The organism is Affinundibacterium danionis (assembly GCF_042432465.1).
In the GTDB taxonomy this organism is placed as follows: domain Bacteria; phylum Pseudomonadota; class Gammaproteobacteria; order Burkholderiales; family Burkholderiaceae_D; genus Undibacterium; species Undibacterium danionis.
In genome coordinates this window covers 119128-134494 of the sequence record NZ_JBHLXJ010000007.1, presented here as the reverse complement: position 1 = coordinate 134494, position 15367 = coordinate 119128, and the positions used below count along the sequence as shown (strand labels likewise).

Sequence of the window (15367 nt, the reverse complement as noted above, 5' to 3'; positions counted from 1 at the left end):
ATACGCGCGATTACACCGCGCTAATCGCAGAATACGAAACAACAAAAAGCCCGCAAAATCCAAAAATTTTGCGGGCTTTTTCACAAGCAATTAAAACATAGAAAAGCTAATTATTCGACAGCCTTCACCATATCCTCAATCACCTTCTTAGCATCCCCAAACACCATCATCGTCTTATCCATATAGAACAACTCATTATCCAAACCAGCATAACCAGATGCCATAGAACGTTTGTTGACGATAATCGTTTTCGCTTTATACGCCTCAAGAATTGGCATACCTGCGATAGGTGATTTGGGATCTTTTGCGGCTGGATTCACCACGTCATTCGCACCGAGAACCAAGACCACGTCAGCTTGACCAAATTCGCTATTGATGTCTTCCATCTCAAACACTTGGTCATATGGCACTTCGGCCTCAGCCAACAAGACGTTCATGTGACCCGGCATACGACCTGCCACTGGGTGAATCGCGTACTTCACCGTGATGCCTTTGTGCGTGAGTTTTTCCGTTAACTCTTTCAATGCGTGTTGCGCACGTGCTACCGCTAAGCCATAGCCTGGAACGATGATGACGGTTTCTGCGTTACCCAACAAGAAAGCGACGTCATCAGGCGAACCAGACTTGACCGTGCGTTGTGCGCCGCCACCCGCTGCTGCTTCTGCTGGAGCGCCGCCGAAACCACCCAAGATCACGTTGAAGAAAGAACGGTTCATGGCTTTACACATGATGTAAGAAAGAATCGCGCCAGAAGAACCGACTAAGGAACCAGCGATAATCAACATCGAGTTATTCAATGAAAAACCAATCCCTGCTGCGGCCCAACCTGAGTAGCTGTTCAGCATCGACACCACGACCGGCATATCTGCGCCGCCAATCGGAATGATGATGAGCACACCCAACACAAATGCGATTGCCGTCATCAAGATAAACGGCGTCCAAGCTGGTGCAACACCACCATCAAAACAGAATACCAAACCAAGACCAACCATCGCGATGGCCAACACCAAATTCAACATGTGTTGTCCAGCAAAACTGACTGGTGCGCCTTGGAATAAACGGAATTTATATTTACCAGACAATTTACCGAAAGCGATCACCGAACCAGAGAAAGTAATCGCACCGACGAAAGTACCGATAAATAATTCGATGCGGTTACCAAATGGAATCGCTGCATCACGCGTCGTGATATTGAAAATCCATGGTTCTGCCACGACAGCAACCGCGATACAAACAGCGGCTAAACCGATCAAGGAGTGCATCGCTGCCACCAACTCTGGCATCTTGGTCATCTCTACACGTTTCGCTAATGTCGCACCAATGCCACCGCCAACCACGATACCGAGTATGACCAAGCCATAGCCCAAACCAGCACCACCTGCTTCATTTTTCAACTTAACGATTAGAGCAACAGTGGTAAACGCTGCGATTGCCATCCCTATCATGCCAAAGGTATTACCCTTACGTGCGGTGGAAGGATGAGACAATCCTTTAAGCGCTTGAATGAAGCAAACCGATGCAATCAGGTACAGCATCGTCACGAGATTCATACTCATTATTGCGCCTCCTGAGTTGCAGATTTAGATTCAACTTTAGCTTTAGGCTCTTTTTTCTTAAACATTTCCAACATCCTTTGCGTGACCAAAAAGCCACCAAAGACATTGACCGCCGCCAACGCGACTGCCAGCGTACCCATCACTTGCGCGAGGACACCTTCGGTCAAACCTGCCGCCAACATCGCACCCACGATGATGATGGCAGAGATCGCATTGGTCACCGCCATCAAAGGCGTGTGCAGTGCAGGTGTTACAGTCCAGATCACGTGATAACCGACATAAATTGCCAGTACAAAAATGATCAAGTTAGTGAGTGTATGACTTACTACATCCATGACGTTCTCTCTTTATTCACATTAAAAGGGACTTCAGTAGTAATGCTGTTCAGATTAATTTTTCTGTCGCCGTTATCCCTAGGTAGGCTGGGATCCAGTGTCTTTGAGCCTTTACGCCACTGGATGCTCCCCCGACTAAAGCATTCGAGAGCAGGCTCTTCGCGGGAACGACACCTCGATGTACGGAGCTTAGCTGAACTGCATTAGACTTCAGTAATTCTTATTTCATCGCATCTGAAAATCTCAGCAAATCAATATTCTTTCAGACTAGTGATTTTGTTCTTAGCATCGACGAACACGACTTTAGGTTTGAAGTTTTCTGCGACTTCATCATCCATCGGTGCGTAAGTGCAAATAATCATTAAATCACCCAGCTGTACGCGACGCGCTGCAGCACCGTTTAATGAGATTTCGCCACTACCGCGTTTACCTCTGATCGCGTAAGTCGCAAAACGCTCACCATTATTGATGTTGTAAAGTTCAATGCGCTCATGTTCCTTGATGTCGGCAGCATCGAGTAAATCCTCGTCGATACCGCATGAACCTTCATAGTTCAAATCACATTGGGTCACAGAAACGCGATGAATTTTCGCGCGTAACATATTTCTTTGCATAATATTTCCATCTAACTGATATTTTCAAACCTCTCAACACAGAGGTACGGAGAAGTGCAAGAGAAAATCAAAACTAAATTCAAAGAAATAAGTTTTGCATTTCTCCATTTTTTCCTCTGTGCCGCGGTGTTGAAAGATTTTATTTTAAAGCGACTAATTAAAGACCAAAATTAAGGACTGCAATTTAAATCTATTTCTTCAACACTTCACCACCTGAGCACATCATGGTAGCAACCACAATTTCATCTTCTTTATTGATCGCCAGATTAGCCTCTTTGTCGATGATCAATTTTAAGAAGTCAAGAATATTGCGGGCATACAATGCCGATGCATCGGCGGCCACTAGCGTTGCTAAATTCGGTTCGCCAATAATATGAACGCCATATTTGGTGACGGTTTTATTCAACTCAGACAATGGACAATTACCACCTTGTTCAACTGCCATATCGACAATGACCGAACCCGGTTTCATTGCTTTCACCGTTTCTTCTGAAATCAAAACAGGGGCTTTACGACCTGGTATTAATGCGGTGGTAATGATGATGTCGGCTTGCTTGGCGCGTTCATGTACTAAAGCCGCCTGACGTGCCATCCACGCGGCAGGCATGGGACGCGCATATCCGCCCACACCTTTTGCGATTTCACGCTCTTCATCGGTTTCATAAGGCACATCGATGAATTTCGCTCCCAGCGACTCGACCTGTTCTTTGACAGGTGGCCGAACATCTGAAGCCTCAATGACTGCCCCCAAACGTTTCGCTGTTGCGATCGCTTGTAAGCCAGCCACACCAACACCCATAATCAAGACGCGAGCCGCTTTTACCGTACCTGCGGCCGTCATAAGCATAGGCATAAAGCGCTGATAAGTATTAGCGGCCAACATCACCGCTTTATAACCGGCAATATTCGCTTGCGAAGACAAGACGTCTAAAGATTGAGCGCGTGTGATTCGAGGCGCCGCTTCAAGTGAAAACGCCGTAATGCCATGAGCCGCCATTGCTGCGATATTTTCTGCATCAAAAGGATTGAGCATGCCAACCACCACAGCACCCGATTTGATCAAAGCGCGCTCTTCTGCCGAAGGGGCACGCACCTTTAAAATCAAATCGGCAGCGAAAGCATCAGCTGCCGTACCTATCGTCGCACCCGCTGCCTGATAGGCTTCATCGGTAATTGATGAGGCAATACCAGCACCTGATTGCACAACAACTTCATGCTTAGCACTGACGTATTTCTTAATTGTTTCTGGGGTCGCCGCAACGCGCGTCTCGCCCGACCGTGTTTCGGCGGGAATGCCGATTTTCATAAAGTTACTCCTTTTTATTTTTGATACCCTTAGGTTCAATTTCTAAAGCGATTACTTCAGGTATTTCATGCTGCGCGAATTGCTTGCCTTTGGATAAAAAGCAAGCGAGATGATTGGCATTTCGACTTATCTCACCACGGCGTTCAAAATACTTCAATTGAACTGGAGCTGAGAAGCCAACCCGAATTTCATTTTTGGTATGAAGTGCATGCACAACCTAACAAAATAAGAAATTTAAGGCAGTTCTCATATTACATTTGATATTCGACAACGATATTACACGAAAAACGCACCATACTGGCACAGGATAAGCACTCTAAAGTGTCGCTTACCTAATACCACTGCACCAGCATAAGGCAAGAAAATTCCGGCCTTGGGCTCAACACTTAGGCCTCAAACCCTGATCTGATAAGGCTTAAACCGACATTGGACAGTTCGCAACAAGTGCCGAGCCACTTTCAATTTTCATTCCAAAATACCAACAGGAATGATATTTTTCCTTATAGATAGAATCTTTATTAGCAAATTCGAATCCTGCTTAAGACCTAATGGCGGTGTAATTTGAGCTTAAGAGGTAAAATGACGCCCTGTCTCGTCCATAGGCTTAACTTCTGAGCTTAGCATCTACTTTAACCACCACAAACTATGTCTGATATTTGGAAACCCTCAGTCACCGTCGCTGCCATCGTTCCACGTCGCAATGGTGAACGTTTGGAATTTTTGATGATAGAAGAAATAACGCCAGAAGGTGTGCGTTTAAATCAGGCTGCGGGACATCTTGATCCGAATGAAAGTCTGGAACAAGCGGTCATTCGCGAAACCATGGAAGAAACGGCGCATGAATTTGTGCCTGAAGCCTTGGTCGGCACCTATATGTCGAAATTTATTTCACCGAATTCAGGCAAAGAGGTGACGTATTTGCGTTTTGCATTTTGTGGCAAAGTCATCGCCCAGCATGATCGCCCCTTAGACAAAGGTATTGTGCGCGCATTGTGGATGACCTATGAAGAAATCGTGGCATGTCAGGCGATGCACCGGAGTCCATTGATTTTGAAATGTTTGCAGGATTATTTGGCGGGACAAAGAGCGCCTTTGAATTTGATGTACACGCATCCTAGTGTGGTGGATACAGGAAACTAAGAGACATCAGGCTAAGCAAGAAGAAACAAATAATTCGTAGGGCGGGTAAAACCCGCGCTGCTCAGGTGGTCTAAGCACTGGCGGCGCGGGTCGCACCCGCCCTACTTTAGCCAACTAAATAACGACATTAAAGTAACAAAGATCAGTAGGAATAGTCATGAGTAAAAAACGCGTAGTCATCGGTATGTCCGGGGGTGTCGATTCTTCAGTCTCAGCTTGGCTTCTCAAGGAGCAAGGCTACGAGGTCATTGGCTTGTTTATGAAAAACTGGGAGGACGATGACAATTCTGAATATTGCTCAACGCGCGAAGATTTAATCGACGCGGTCAGCGTCGCGGACGTGGTTGGTGTCGATATCGAAACTGTCAATTTTGCCAGTGAGTACAAAGACCGCGTGTTCGCCGAATTTTTGCGCGAATACCAAGCAGGTCGCACTCCCAATCCCGATGTATTGTGTAACGCAGAAATCAAATTTAAAGCTTTCCTAGATCACGCGATGAAACTCGGTGCCGACTACATAGCAACCGGTCACTATGCACGCGTGCGCGAAGTCAATGGTGAATTTCAATTGTTAAAAGCACTTGATGCCAGCAAAGATCAAAGTTATTTTCTCCATCGTTTGAATCAAGCGCAGCTCAAAAATACCCTATTCCCGCTCGGTGAAATCAATAAAACCGAAGTCCGTAAAATCGCGGAACAAATCAATTTGCCGAATGCGAAAAAGAAAGACTCAACGGGTATTTGCTTTATCGGTGAACGCCCTTTCCGCGAATTTTTAAATCGCTATTTGTCCTATGCACCGGGCGAAATCCGCACCCCAGAAGAAGAAATCATAGGAAAACATGTTGGCTTGAGTTTTTACACTTTAGGACAACGCAAAGGCATAGGCATAGGTGGTATCAAATCACATCAAAATGCTGACGGCAGTAGTGATGCTTGGTATGTAGCGCGCAAAGACGTAGAGAACAATCGTGTCTACGCGGTACAAGGTCATGATCACCCTTGGTTATTATCAAATTCACTGGAAGCGGCGCAAGTGAGTTGGGTCGCAGGTCATGCACCAGACTTAGAAAAACTATCCGCCAAAACCCGCTACCGTCAACCCGACATGGCCTGCCGATTCAGCGGCAATAATGAGCAATTCCAATTGCATTTTGATGAAGCGCAATGGGCAGTCACACCGGGTCAATCAGCCGTTTTATACGACGGTGACGTGTGCTTAGGCGGAGGCATTATTAACGCAGCATCATCCGAGCAAATTTAAAATGAGAGCTGATACGACAGAGCGACAAACGTCGCCAAGCACCTCTTACTTTTAACCATTCTTCAATATAAACTGGAACGACATTGGAACTACTTAATATCGATTGCTTAGGTAAATCGCTACGTTTGGAAGGCTCACTCGCGGGCTGGCAACAGCTATTCTGGGACAATAATCTGGTGTCACAAAAAAATGCCGGTGCGGACAATGAAGGCGCATTTGTACATGAATTCGAACTCAATATTAATCCCACATCGGACGACAGTTCTAGCGCCTCACCTACGGTAGCAATGGCAGCGCCACAGCAATTGCGCATCAAACTCGCAACCCACTTGCAATGGCAGCCGTTTCTAATTCAGTATCGTTTGCTCATCAATGATAATGAAATTACGCAAGGACAACGTAATACCAAAGATATAGAGCGTCAGGTACCTGAAGTAGCGGTGAGCAACAAAGAAAAACCTAGCCTACTCGGCTTGGCCTCGCTCGCATTTAAATTATTAAAGAGCGCAAAAGTCATCAAGGTTCTTCTCGCAACCGCAACGTTGGCGACCTATTCGTGGCTAGTTTCTTTTAAGTTTGCGATTGCATTGATCGCCTGTCTGGTGATCCACGAATATGGTCATATCCGTGCCATGAAATACTTTGGTTTGAAAACCAAGGGGATTTATCTGATTCCCTTTATGGGCGGTTTGGCATTGAGCGAAGACAAAATTAATACCCGCTGGCAGGATGTCGTGATTTCGATTATGGGGCCGACTTTTGGACTCATCCTATCCTTCATTTTATTGCTACTGTACTGGGTCACCGACAATATTTTCTTCGCTGGCTTGGCGAATTTTAATGCGCTACTTAATCTGATTAATCTATTGCCTATTTTGCCGCTCGATGGTGGTCATATTCTGAAAAGTATAGGCTTTTCGGTCAATGGCAAATTTGGTTTACTCGCCATGATCGCAGGTTCGGTGCTCGGCATCCTTGGCTGCTACGCCATGGGCTTAAGTTTTATGGCGTTTTTCTTACTGATAGGCAGTATGGAAATTGTGTTCGAATGGCGCATGCGACATCAAAGTCATTTACTGCCACTCGATCGTTATGGACAGATTTTTTCCAGCGTTTGGTACCTAGCAACCGCTGCCGCACTCATCGCGATCATGTGGTATTTCGCTCATAGCGGTGATGAATTACTGGCTGCGCCACTAAAAATCTTGCAAAGTTAAATCTACATAGAACCCAAGAAAGCACTAACAAGTAGAATAAGTGCAACGTATCCTACATGGCTCTGGAAATCACATTCGTATAGGTGAAAAAAAGCGCTTACAAGTTGATTCTTGTAAGCACTTCTTTATGAGACCGAATAAATCAAAAAACTTTATTTCTTCTCTTCAGTTTGTTTAGCAGGTACAAACTGTCCCATCACATCTCGTTGACCGCGCTCCAAATAAGGAATTGGTTTCTCCATCCATTCTGGACGCGGTTTGTTCAACAAATAGTGATCAAAAAACTCGCTCATATGCACGGTGAAATGCTTGATATTATCGCGATCACGCAGGCCGTGTTTTTCGCCATTATAGTTAAACCAGTAGGCTTCTTTATTCAAGCGACGTAAGGCTGAGAAAAATTCTATCGCTTGATACCAAGGCACTGCATCATCATCATCGTTATGTACTGTTAAGAACGGTGTCTGCACTTTGTCGATGGCAAATATCGGTGAGTTTTCTACATATTTAGCAGTACTATCCCATGGCGTTCCGCCCATACGACTTTGTCCATGCTCATACTGGAATGCGCGACTAACACCAGCGCCCCAACGGATGCCGCCATAACCACTGACCATATTCGCCATCGATGCGCCCGCTTCGGCAGCGCGGAACATATTCGTACGAGTGATGATGTAATTGATTTGGTAAGCGCCCCAGCTATGTCCTTGAATACCGACCCGTTTCGCATCGACATAGCCTTTTGAAATCACCTGCTGTACAGCTGGCACAACGGCATTTAAAGCACTCTTACCTGGATAGCCGGTTTTGTACACGATATCTGGGCGCAACACGATGTAGCCATTGCTCACATAGCGCGTCACATTGATATTTTGCGCTGGCGATGGTGACACAAAGCGATGCATATTGTCTGTCATCTTTTCATAGATGTAGACCATCATCGGGTATTTTTTCTTAGGATCAAAATTCTCTGGTTTCGCGACCAGCGCCTTCATTTTTTTACCGTCGCCGTTAGTATATTCAATCATCTCTTGCGTACCCCAGTTGTATTGCGCTTGCTGAGGATTGGCATAACTAATTTTCTTGGCGTTCGCCATGCTCAAATCGGCGCTCCACAGATCAGGGAACTCTGTAAACGTCTGCTGAGTAAATAGGGTCGTGTCGCTGTCCTTTGCCTTAATCAAACCGCTAATGAGTTTATCCGCATGGATCAAACGCTTTGGTTCTACTGGCGTTCTCGCTTGGGCATCTAAACTGTAATAGCCAGTCGATTGATTCACGTCATGCGTCGCTGATAGTATCCATGGTTTATCGCTAGGCAGCGCTTTAGTTTGTGGTGAGTAGCGATTCTCCCCTAAATGTACGTAGCGTAATTCCAATTGGTTTTTACGACCAAAACCAGCGGTTAAATTGCGGGTTGCTTTGCTTTGCAAATTGACTTCCCACAAATCAAATTGATCATACAAAACCACGCTCGCATCGTCGGCAGACCAGCCCGCTACACCGAACGCATTCTTCGGTTCTGGCGTATCACGTTGTTGATCTTCAAAATGGGTTTTGATGTGGCCAGTCAAATTAGTTTTCTTGCCATCGGCTGTGGCATAAGACCACCATACACTTTTATCTGCATCAAAGTTAATGATGTATTTACCAGCAGGTGAAAATTGCGGCATAAAGCGTGTTTTTTCGATCAACATTTTTGCCTGACCATTTTGCAAATCTACGGCATAGGCGTCGTAGTACAAACTATCCCAAGACATCAAATGACGATATGGCAAAGTGCTGATACCCATCGCAAACTGCGCATTCTCATTCAAGATGACTTGCGGGATCAGTTTATTGGCTAACTGAACAAATTTACCGTCGGCCAAATGTACAACCGCACGATAGGATTTTTGCTTATCACGCTCTTGATTTACTTTCTGCACAGATTGCAGCTCTGGATCTTTCCAATGCCAGAGATCGACCTTCATTGGCTCTGCCGCGTTTTTGACAACTGGCTTAGGCAACTCTGCGGTACTCAAGAACAAGCGTTGGCCGTCTTTGCTAAAACTCAAATCGGCGTGCTCGCTTGGCGTCCAGCCTTTTGTCATGCCATTTGAATCTGCATTGACTAAGAGGCGAGCATCAGCGTCACCTGCGCGCCAGAAGAACAAACTATAGACATTGGTATCGTTGTTGGCGTCTTTGGCTGTGTCCTTAGTGCCGTCTTTAGCTGAGTCTTTCTTTTTTGCGACTTCATCACGATTACTAAGCACGGCTAATTGCTTACCGTCTTCATCAAATCGTAAATGCTTATAGCTACCAGCACCTTGCAGAATCGCTTTTGATTCGCCGGTATCAGCCGACCACAGATACACGCCTTCACTCGCACTAGCGAGGTTAGCGGCAACAGGTTTGGCGTTTGTTTTTGTTTCTTTAGATTCTTGTAGCGCGTCTTTTTGGTCGGCCTTAGCGGGCTCTTTGACTGCATCTTTGGCAGCTTCTTTCACGGATACGACATAGGCCAATAAATTACCTGACTTATTCCAACTTAAATCGGCGACTTCTTTGATCGAAGTCTTTTTATTTTTTGCCAAATCCCAAACCATCAATTCCGTGCCGGCTTCTTTCTTTTTTGCAGCTGCGGCTGCCGCACCAGGCATGGCTTGCTGATCTTCTTCGCCGCTATCCAATTGCGCAGTTAATTCCTCTTGCGGTGCTAAATCAGAAATATCAGTTTTAGCTGCGTCCTCTTTCTTTGCGTCTTTTTTTACTTCCTTAGGCGGCTCTAACAACACGGCTAATAGACTTGATCCTTCTTCGGCGAAGCTAAAGCGTTTGACACGCTCTATGTTCTCTACTTTACCGCTCGCCAAATCAATCACACCAACACCTGCTTTGGGTGCGTCTTCAGGCTTGGTTTTCGCTTTCTTTGCTTTGTCCAAATCGGCACGAGTCGGCGCCACCGCAAAAGCTAGGTACTTACCATCAAAACTAAACACGGGAGAATTACCTCGTGGTGCACGCCATTCGCGCCCATCGCGTAGATTTTTGACGACGATTTCACCATCTGACTCCTGTCCTACCAACGCATAAGCAGCCCACTGTCCATCGCGACTAAGAATGCTGTTTTGTATGCTGCGCCAATTAGCATAGACATCGTGGGTGATTAATTTTTTTGCAGTTTGTTCCGCACTCACACTCGCTACCGCTTTATCATTCGCGTTCTGTGCTAAGGCACTTTGCGGCACACTAGCTGCGTGCAAACCCAACACCAAGACTAAAGCTGACAGCGGGCGTAACACCCAACCTGAATTTACAAAACTTCCCACTATCGCTACTGAACTGGGCATATCGTGCTTCATTTTGTTTCCTTTATTTTTAATTCAATTTCATCTTATAGGGCTTGCAGTTGTAAGGTCTTAGTCACCTTACCTTCACCTTTTTCACCCATACCGGAACCACTATTTTTACTTTCTTTTTTCAATGCAATCAAACGATCACCTAAGGTGCTGTAGATCCATTCTTCTTCATTTTTCATTTCAAAACTAATGACGATAAAAGCGCGCCCTGATATCGCTTGAGTCTGACGACTCGCCAATGGTGTACCGTCGGCGGCAATCCAAATATCTAAATTGCCATCAAACTTCTTCATGTACTTACGATCTTTTTCCGACAACTTATCGATCGATAATTCAAAGCTCAACAAACGCGCTGGTTTGCCATTGAAGCTGTCCAACTTTTCACTTTTATACGTGGCCTTCTCCATACTGCGGGCTAGACCACCAGCGGCAGAAATCATAGGTCGCAGAGCCGACGAATTGACTTCATTTAAGGCGGACAAAGTTGGCGTTTTGGCCTTGTTATCTTTTTCCTTTAAGCGTTCTTCAGCCTCCAACTTCACCAACATCTCTTTGCTATACAAGACGTGCAAACCACGCCCCGTTTCTTCCACTAAAACACTGGCAACACCGTGCGTTTCTTCTAATTCCTTACCTTCACCCTGCCGATTCCAAGTCTTCGCCTCGACCACCGCCTTTAATGGCGTCTGTCCTTGCAAACGCGCCAAGGCCGCTTTTAAATCACTTAAACCATCGGCATGCGCTGTACTACTTACCACCGTCAATGCAAGCGCCAATGAGGAAGTCAATCCAAAACCAAAAACTGGAGCGAGCACCGTACTCACAGGACGCAAGATAAATTGTTTAGCATATTGCATAGATTTCCTTTTATTTACAGGCGATACAGCCGAAAGCGAATCTGATGCTATAAGTTGCTCAGACCCAATTTTTTAATTCTAGTTCCACGATTCATCAAAATCAGTGAATCGAGGAGGATAGTCATCTGCAGATTAACTGAGCTTCGACCTTACTATTCGGCCTCTACAAAAAGATGGAAACCTCTCAACACAGAGGCACGGAGGCAAGGAGGTAAAACAGAAAAAGACTATAGATTAATTCAATCTCGATCTTCTCCTTGATTTTCTCTGTGCCTCATTGTCTATGTGTTGGGAGGTTTATTCTGTTAGGCATTTGTTAGCCATTCATTAGTAATAAGTAGTCAGGTTCTAACCACCAAAGGCGATGCCAAATACACCAGCAAGGCTGATTGCGCATCGTCTGCTGCATATTTGAGCTGGCGTTCATGTAAAGTCTCTGCTGCCCAATTTGAAGTCGATACCCGTTTGGATTTTTGTAAGACTTGTCCGAAGTATTTTTCTACCGCGCGCTTAGCGCCCATTTGCTTTTTCCGGTTGTCACTCAGTGCGCGCGACAAGTCAAGGACATGGACAATCTTGACACCTAGTTTATGCAGCAATCTTTGATTATCATCACCTAATCCAAAACCGACTTTCAAAATAGTCTTCGACTCTAAAACTGCTTTCAAGACTGGTATAGCAAACGCCACTTGCGCGTCATTTAAAACCGGAAACAAGAACGCATAGTCACTGGTTGCCAATTGAATTAAATGCGGCCCGTCCGATCGTTGTCCTATCTTAAAAATAGGCTTCGATTCCGTATCAAAACCCAGCACACTCGCTTGCAGTAATTTTTCTTCTGCAAATGCCAACTGCTGTGCCGTTTGTACCAGACATATTTTCTCCATATCGATTCCCGGATAGGCGGGCAGATCCGGCATTACTTCCAACTCATCGCTCATGTTTTCTCATTTCATATCGGCAAAAAATAGCTACTTCATCTCAGATTTATATGGAGAAGTATTTGCTCAAAAGTCAGCGATTATCTTCTTACCTAGTTCTGAGGTAATCCATTCACTTAATCTCATCACCGCTTTAACCCGTATCTCAGGAAACTGGGTCGCCTTCATCGCGATAAGGCTGTGAAATAGAGTGACTCGCAAGTTGGGGCTAAATAAAGTCATAGCCGCCATCATAGTGAGGCATTACCGAAAGCGCAACGAGCTGAATGTATCAGCCATTTCTTCGGAATATTTAATGCAGGATGGGTATAAAAAAAGGCGACCACCTGGCCGCCTTCATGATTGATACATCGTAAATATTCTAACTTATGGCGCACTACCTTTGCGATTAACGCTACCAGAACCGCCAATTGATTTAGTGACACGCGGATCACCATAGTAATTTACGTTGCCAGAGCCACCGATACTCACATTTAAATTATCGCTCGCCCAGGTACTTGCTTTGCCCGAGCCGCCGATACTAATACGCACATCTTTTGCAGCCAATTTAGCCATATCAAGTTCGCCGGAGCCACCGATAGAGCCCGATACTTGTGGCACATTACCGCTGGCGCTGAAACTACCGCTGCCGCCAATTGATACTCTCAAACTATCGGCTTTTAAGTCAGCGATATCTAAATCACCTGAGCCACCGACGCGCAATTTCAAATCAGTACTTTGTAATTTATCACTTTTAATACTGCCAGAACCTTCCAAAGCAATATCATCCATATTCTTAAAATTAACCACAATATTTAAAGTACGGGTTTTGGGATAAACATTTTTATCTTTAGAGCGTATTTTTAAAGTATTACCTTCAACCACCACTTCCAGCATGGCTTGGATATTATCGTCGGTTTCTATCCAAACACCTTCTTGTGTGCCTTGTTTCAATTCGACTTTACCTGAGACCGCAATCTGCAAAGCGCGAAAATCTTTGGCGACACGATCTTGCTTCACAATTTTGCCCGAGCCTTCTACGCTTTTTCCAAACCAATTGCCCCAATCAGCACATGCTGGCAACGCAGTAAGAACTAAGGCAGAAGCGAGCAGGCTGCGACGAATTGTTTGCTTATTCATGATGTTCTCCGATTTGATACTGTGATGATAAATTTTCTAAACTCTTAACAACTGACTCATGTCTGATTAGGCCGTTTTTTTGCGTGAAAACAAAGAGAACAAAGCGTACAGTATTAAGAAAGGAATCATGAGTGGTAACAAGGCAATCGCGAATGAACCTAAGACCGCACCCAAAACAACGACCAACACCACTGCCACCATCGCCAACACCAAACCAGTCACACTCAAGGCGAAGAACAAAGCCACAAAGCCTATCAAACATGCCATCACAAAACCGGTAAAGCCACCAATATCGCCAATTTCTTCTCCATCAATCACGATGTGGGCAGGATCCATAGAAAAAAAGCTGATCAATAACAAGCTGAAGATAATGGCGATCGCGATAAAGATATTACGTGTATTCGTTTTCATTTTTGTTCCCCTTAGTATTTGAGATAGATTTAAATTTGCTTTAATAAATTTGCTTCAACAAGATTTGCTTCTGCTTTGTTTCTGTTTTGCTTCCGCTTTGCTTCTTTGATGACTGCAGTGTAAGCAAGTCGATTTCAGCTCACCAGCAGATTGCGACAGAATGCAAAAAAAGGGGATTAGAGCGTCAGTTCCTACCAAAATCAGGGTTTATTCGCGGGCGAGCTTGCTGTAGACGGTATTTTTTGCCGTATTTGTCGCATTCTTTTGAAATAGCTGATGAGATCATCTAAGTCCGCAGCGGAGATAGTCTTTTCATCAAAACTTGGCATCAATGATTGCTTCCAACTGCGCACGGATGCCGGTTGCCGTATTAATTGACGTAAAAACTTCTCTTGAAAATACTCGGTAGGATTGAATGGCAAATTCAAATCAGGCCCTATCGTCGCATCACCGCCACCATTCATGGTGTGACAAACGGCGCAGTTCTTAATATAAATATGCATGCCGCGTATCGCCTGTTGATGGCTAGCGCCAATGCCGGCAAGGGGAATAATTTGCGGATAGCGTTCTGGCAACGGTGCTTCAACACTGATTTTCGCTACTTGATAAGGCCATTGTTCGCCACTAATCTTGCCCGCTTCTGGTGTTAACCAAACCAGATAAAATGGTCCCGCACTGACTGTTTTGGCGGGATTGTCGGGATTAATCGCTGGCCAGCGTTGATCCTCAGGCTCAATAGCCAAATAAGCTTGACCTTTACCCGCAAGATCACTCCCCGAAATATTGGCAACAAAACCATCAGAGGCGACAAATTGCACGGACGAATATTTCTCCGCTTGTGGCAATAGCTGCGCGATAGACACTGCACGGTAGCGCATGCTACGTTGATACGCGGAGTCCTTTGCAATATCAATTTCCTTAGCACGTGCCAAAAGCTCGGAACGAGTCCAATGCTGAGTTTTATCACCCGTCTTTAACTCCAACACAGGTTCCTGTGCCATAGCAGCACAAAGAAAAAGAATATTCATCAACCCCAACAAGCTGGTTTGCCTCATAAAAGTGAGTGGCGATAGCATAGGTAGCCTCAATAAAATAGCTTCAATAAAAACATCAGAAAAATTGCAAATGAAGAGGGAAATTAAAAAAGGAATTCATCCGGACAAAACCAAGGATAGCCTTGCGCGTTAGCGAAAAAGTATAAAGGATGTCATTGAAAGTTTATGGGCATCCGTAGGAAATCCGCTCAAACCCACAAAAACCATG

General features: G+C 45.1%; 14 protein-coding genes. 3 read left to right on the top strand and 11 right to left on the bottom strand.

All coding sequences use genetic code 11. The features are described 5' to 3' along the window. Positions 1-110: 110 nt before the first annotated feature. The 4 genes from ACFFJH_RS06360 to ACFFJH_RS06345 all read right to left on the bottom strand — a co-directional run bounded on the left by ACFFJH_RS06360 (position 111) and on the right by ACFFJH_RS06345 (position 3811). Complete coding sequence (locus ACFFJH_RS06360; RefSeq protein ID WP_390211026.1) at positions 111-1556, bottom strand: NAD(P)(+) transhydrogenase (Re/Si-specific) subunit beta; 1446 nt, start codon at positions 1554-1556, stop codon at positions 111-113. Beyond that, positions 1556-1891, bottom strand: coding sequence for an NAD(P) transhydrogenase subunit alpha part 2 (locus tag ACFFJH_RS06355; protein WP_390211025.1), 336 nt, complete (start codon positions 1889-1891; stop codon positions 1556-1558). Before ACFFJH_RS06355 ends, ACFFJH_RS06360 begins: the two co-directional genes overlap by 1 nt. A 251-nt stretch (positions 1892-2142) precedes the next feature. Continuing rightward, positions 2143-2505 carry an aspartate 1-decarboxylase gene (panD, locus tag ACFFJH_RS06350; protein WP_390211023.1) on the bottom strand — a complete coding sequence of 121 codons (363 nt, stop codon included), beginning with the start codon at positions 2503-2505 and terminating at the stop codon, positions 2143-2145. 190 nt (positions 2506-2695) lie between these two features. Then, positions 2696-3811, bottom strand: a complete 1116-nt coding sequence (locus ACFFJH_RS06345; protein ID WP_390211021.1) for a Re/Si-specific NAD(P)(+) transhydrogenase subunit alpha — start codon at positions 3809-3811, stop codon at positions 2696-2698. 645 nt (positions 3812-4456) lie between these two features. Here ACFFJH_RS06345 and ACFFJH_RS06340 point away from each other — a divergent pair. From ACFFJH_RS06340 to ACFFJH_RS06330, 3 genes are all read left to right on the top strand, one after another. Beyond that, positions 4457-4951 carry an NUDIX hydrolase gene (locus tag ACFFJH_RS06340; RefSeq protein ID WP_390211020.1) on the top strand — a complete coding sequence of 165 codons (495 nt, stop codon included), beginning with the start codon at positions 4457-4459 and terminating at the stop codon, positions 4949-4951. A 157-nt stretch (positions 4952-5108) separates the two neighbouring features. Next, complete coding sequence (mnmA, locus tag ACFFJH_RS06335) at positions 5109-6215, top strand: tRNA 2-thiouridine(34) synthase MnmA (protein WP_390211019.1); 1107 nt, start codon at positions 5109-5111, stop codon at positions 6213-6215. 83 nt (positions 6216-6298) lie between these two features. Next, on the top strand, positions 6299-7432 hold the full coding sequence (locus ACFFJH_RS06330; RefSeq protein WP_390211017.1) for a site-2 protease family protein: 1134 nt from the start codon (positions 6299-6301) through the stop codon (positions 7430-7432). 152 nt (positions 7433-7584) lie between these two features. On the opposite strand, the gene ACFFJH_RS06325 is transcribed toward ACFFJH_RS06330, so the two are convergent. From ACFFJH_RS06325 to ACFFJH_RS06295, 7 genes are all read right to left on the bottom strand, one after another. Beyond that, positions 7585-10779, bottom strand: coding sequence for a S9 family peptidase (locus ACFFJH_RS06325; protein WP_390211015.1), 3195 nt, complete (start codon positions 10777-10779; stop codon positions 7585-7587). Positions 10780-10811: 32 nt separating this feature from the next. Next, positions 10812-11633 (bottom strand): hypothetical protein, encoded by an 822-nt coding sequence (locus ACFFJH_RS06320; RefSeq protein WP_390211013.1) that lies wholly within the window; start codon positions 11631-11633, stop codon positions 10812-10814. A 341-nt stretch (positions 11634-11974) separates the two neighbouring features. Beyond that, positions 11975-12574 (bottom strand): 3'-5' exonuclease, encoded by a 600-nt coding sequence (locus tag ACFFJH_RS06315; protein ID WP_390211012.1) that lies wholly within the window; start codon positions 12572-12574, stop codon positions 11975-11977. Between the two features lie 66 nt (positions 12575-12640). Beyond that, positions 12641-12796, bottom strand: a complete 156-nt coding sequence (locus tag ACFFJH_RS06310; protein WP_390211011.1) for a hypothetical protein — start codon at positions 12794-12796, stop codon at positions 12641-12643. 144 nt (positions 12797-12940) lie between these two features. Continuing rightward, positions 12941-13693: a head GIN domain-containing protein gene (locus tag ACFFJH_RS06305; protein ID WP_390211009.1), complete on the bottom strand. Its 753-nt coding sequence runs from the start codon at positions 13691-13693 to the stop codon at positions 12941-12943. A 66-nt stretch (positions 13694-13759) separates the two neighbouring features. Further along, complete coding sequence (locus ACFFJH_RS06300; RefSeq protein WP_390211008.1) at positions 13760-14104, bottom strand: hypothetical protein; 345 nt, start codon at positions 14102-14104, stop codon at positions 13760-13762. A 200-nt stretch (positions 14105-14304) separates the two neighbouring features. Next, positions 14305-15180 carry a c-type cytochrome gene (locus ACFFJH_RS06295; RefSeq protein WP_390211006.1) on the bottom strand — a complete coding sequence of 292 codons (876 nt, stop codon included), beginning with the start codon at positions 15178-15180 and terminating at the stop codon, positions 14305-14307. Positions 15181-15367 lie beyond the last annotated feature (187 nt).

Coding starts and splice junctions, on each gene's coding strand:
- ACFFJH_RS06360 (WP_390211026.1), bottom strand. CDS start 1,556: ATGAGTATGAATCTCGTGACGATGCTGTACCTGATTGCATCGGTTTGC.
- ACFFJH_RS06355 (WP_390211025.1), bottom strand. CDS start 1,891: ATGGATGTAGTAAGTCATACACTCACTAACTTGATCATTTTTGTACTG.
- panD (WP_390211023.1), bottom strand. CDS start 2,505: ATGCAAAGAAATATGTTACGCGCGAAAATTCATCGCGTTTCTGTGACC.
- ACFFJH_RS06345 (WP_390211021.1), bottom strand. CDS start 3,811: ATGAAAATCGGCATTCCCGCCGAAACACGGTCGGGCGAGACGCGCGTT.
- ACFFJH_RS06340 (WP_390211020.1), top strand. CDS start 4,457: ATGTCTGATATTTGGAAACCCTCAGTCACCGTCGCTGCCATCGTTCCA.
- mnmA (WP_390211019.1), top strand. CDS start 5,109: ATGAGTAAAAAACGCGTAGTCATCGGTATGTCCGGGGGTGTCGATTCT.
- ACFFJH_RS06325 (WP_390211015.1), bottom strand. CDS start 10,779: ATGAAGCACGATATGCCCAGTTCAGTAGCGATAGTGGGAAGTTTTGTA.
- ACFFJH_RS06320 (WP_390211013.1), bottom strand. CDS start 11,633: ATGCAATATGCTAAACAATTTATCTTGCGTCCTGTGAGTACGGTGCTC.
- ACFFJH_RS06315 (WP_390211012.1), bottom strand. CDS start 12,574: ATGAGCGATGAGTTGGAAGTAATGCCGGATCTGCCCGCCTATCCGGGA.
- ACFFJH_RS06310 (WP_390211011.1), bottom strand. CDS start 12,796: ATGACTTTATTTAGCCCCAACTTGCGAGTCACTCTATTTCACAGCCTT.
- ACFFJH_RS06305 (WP_390211009.1), bottom strand. CDS start 13,693: ATGAATAAGCAAACAATTCGTCGCAGCCTGCTCGCTTCTGCCTTAGTT.
- ACFFJH_RS06300 (WP_390211008.1), bottom strand. CDS start 14,104: ATGAAAACGAATACACGTAATATCTTTATCGCGATCGCCATTATCTTC.
- ACFFJH_RS06295 (WP_390211006.1), bottom strand. CDS start 15,180: ATGCTATCGCCACTCACTTTTATGAGGCAAACCAGCTTGTTGGGGTTG.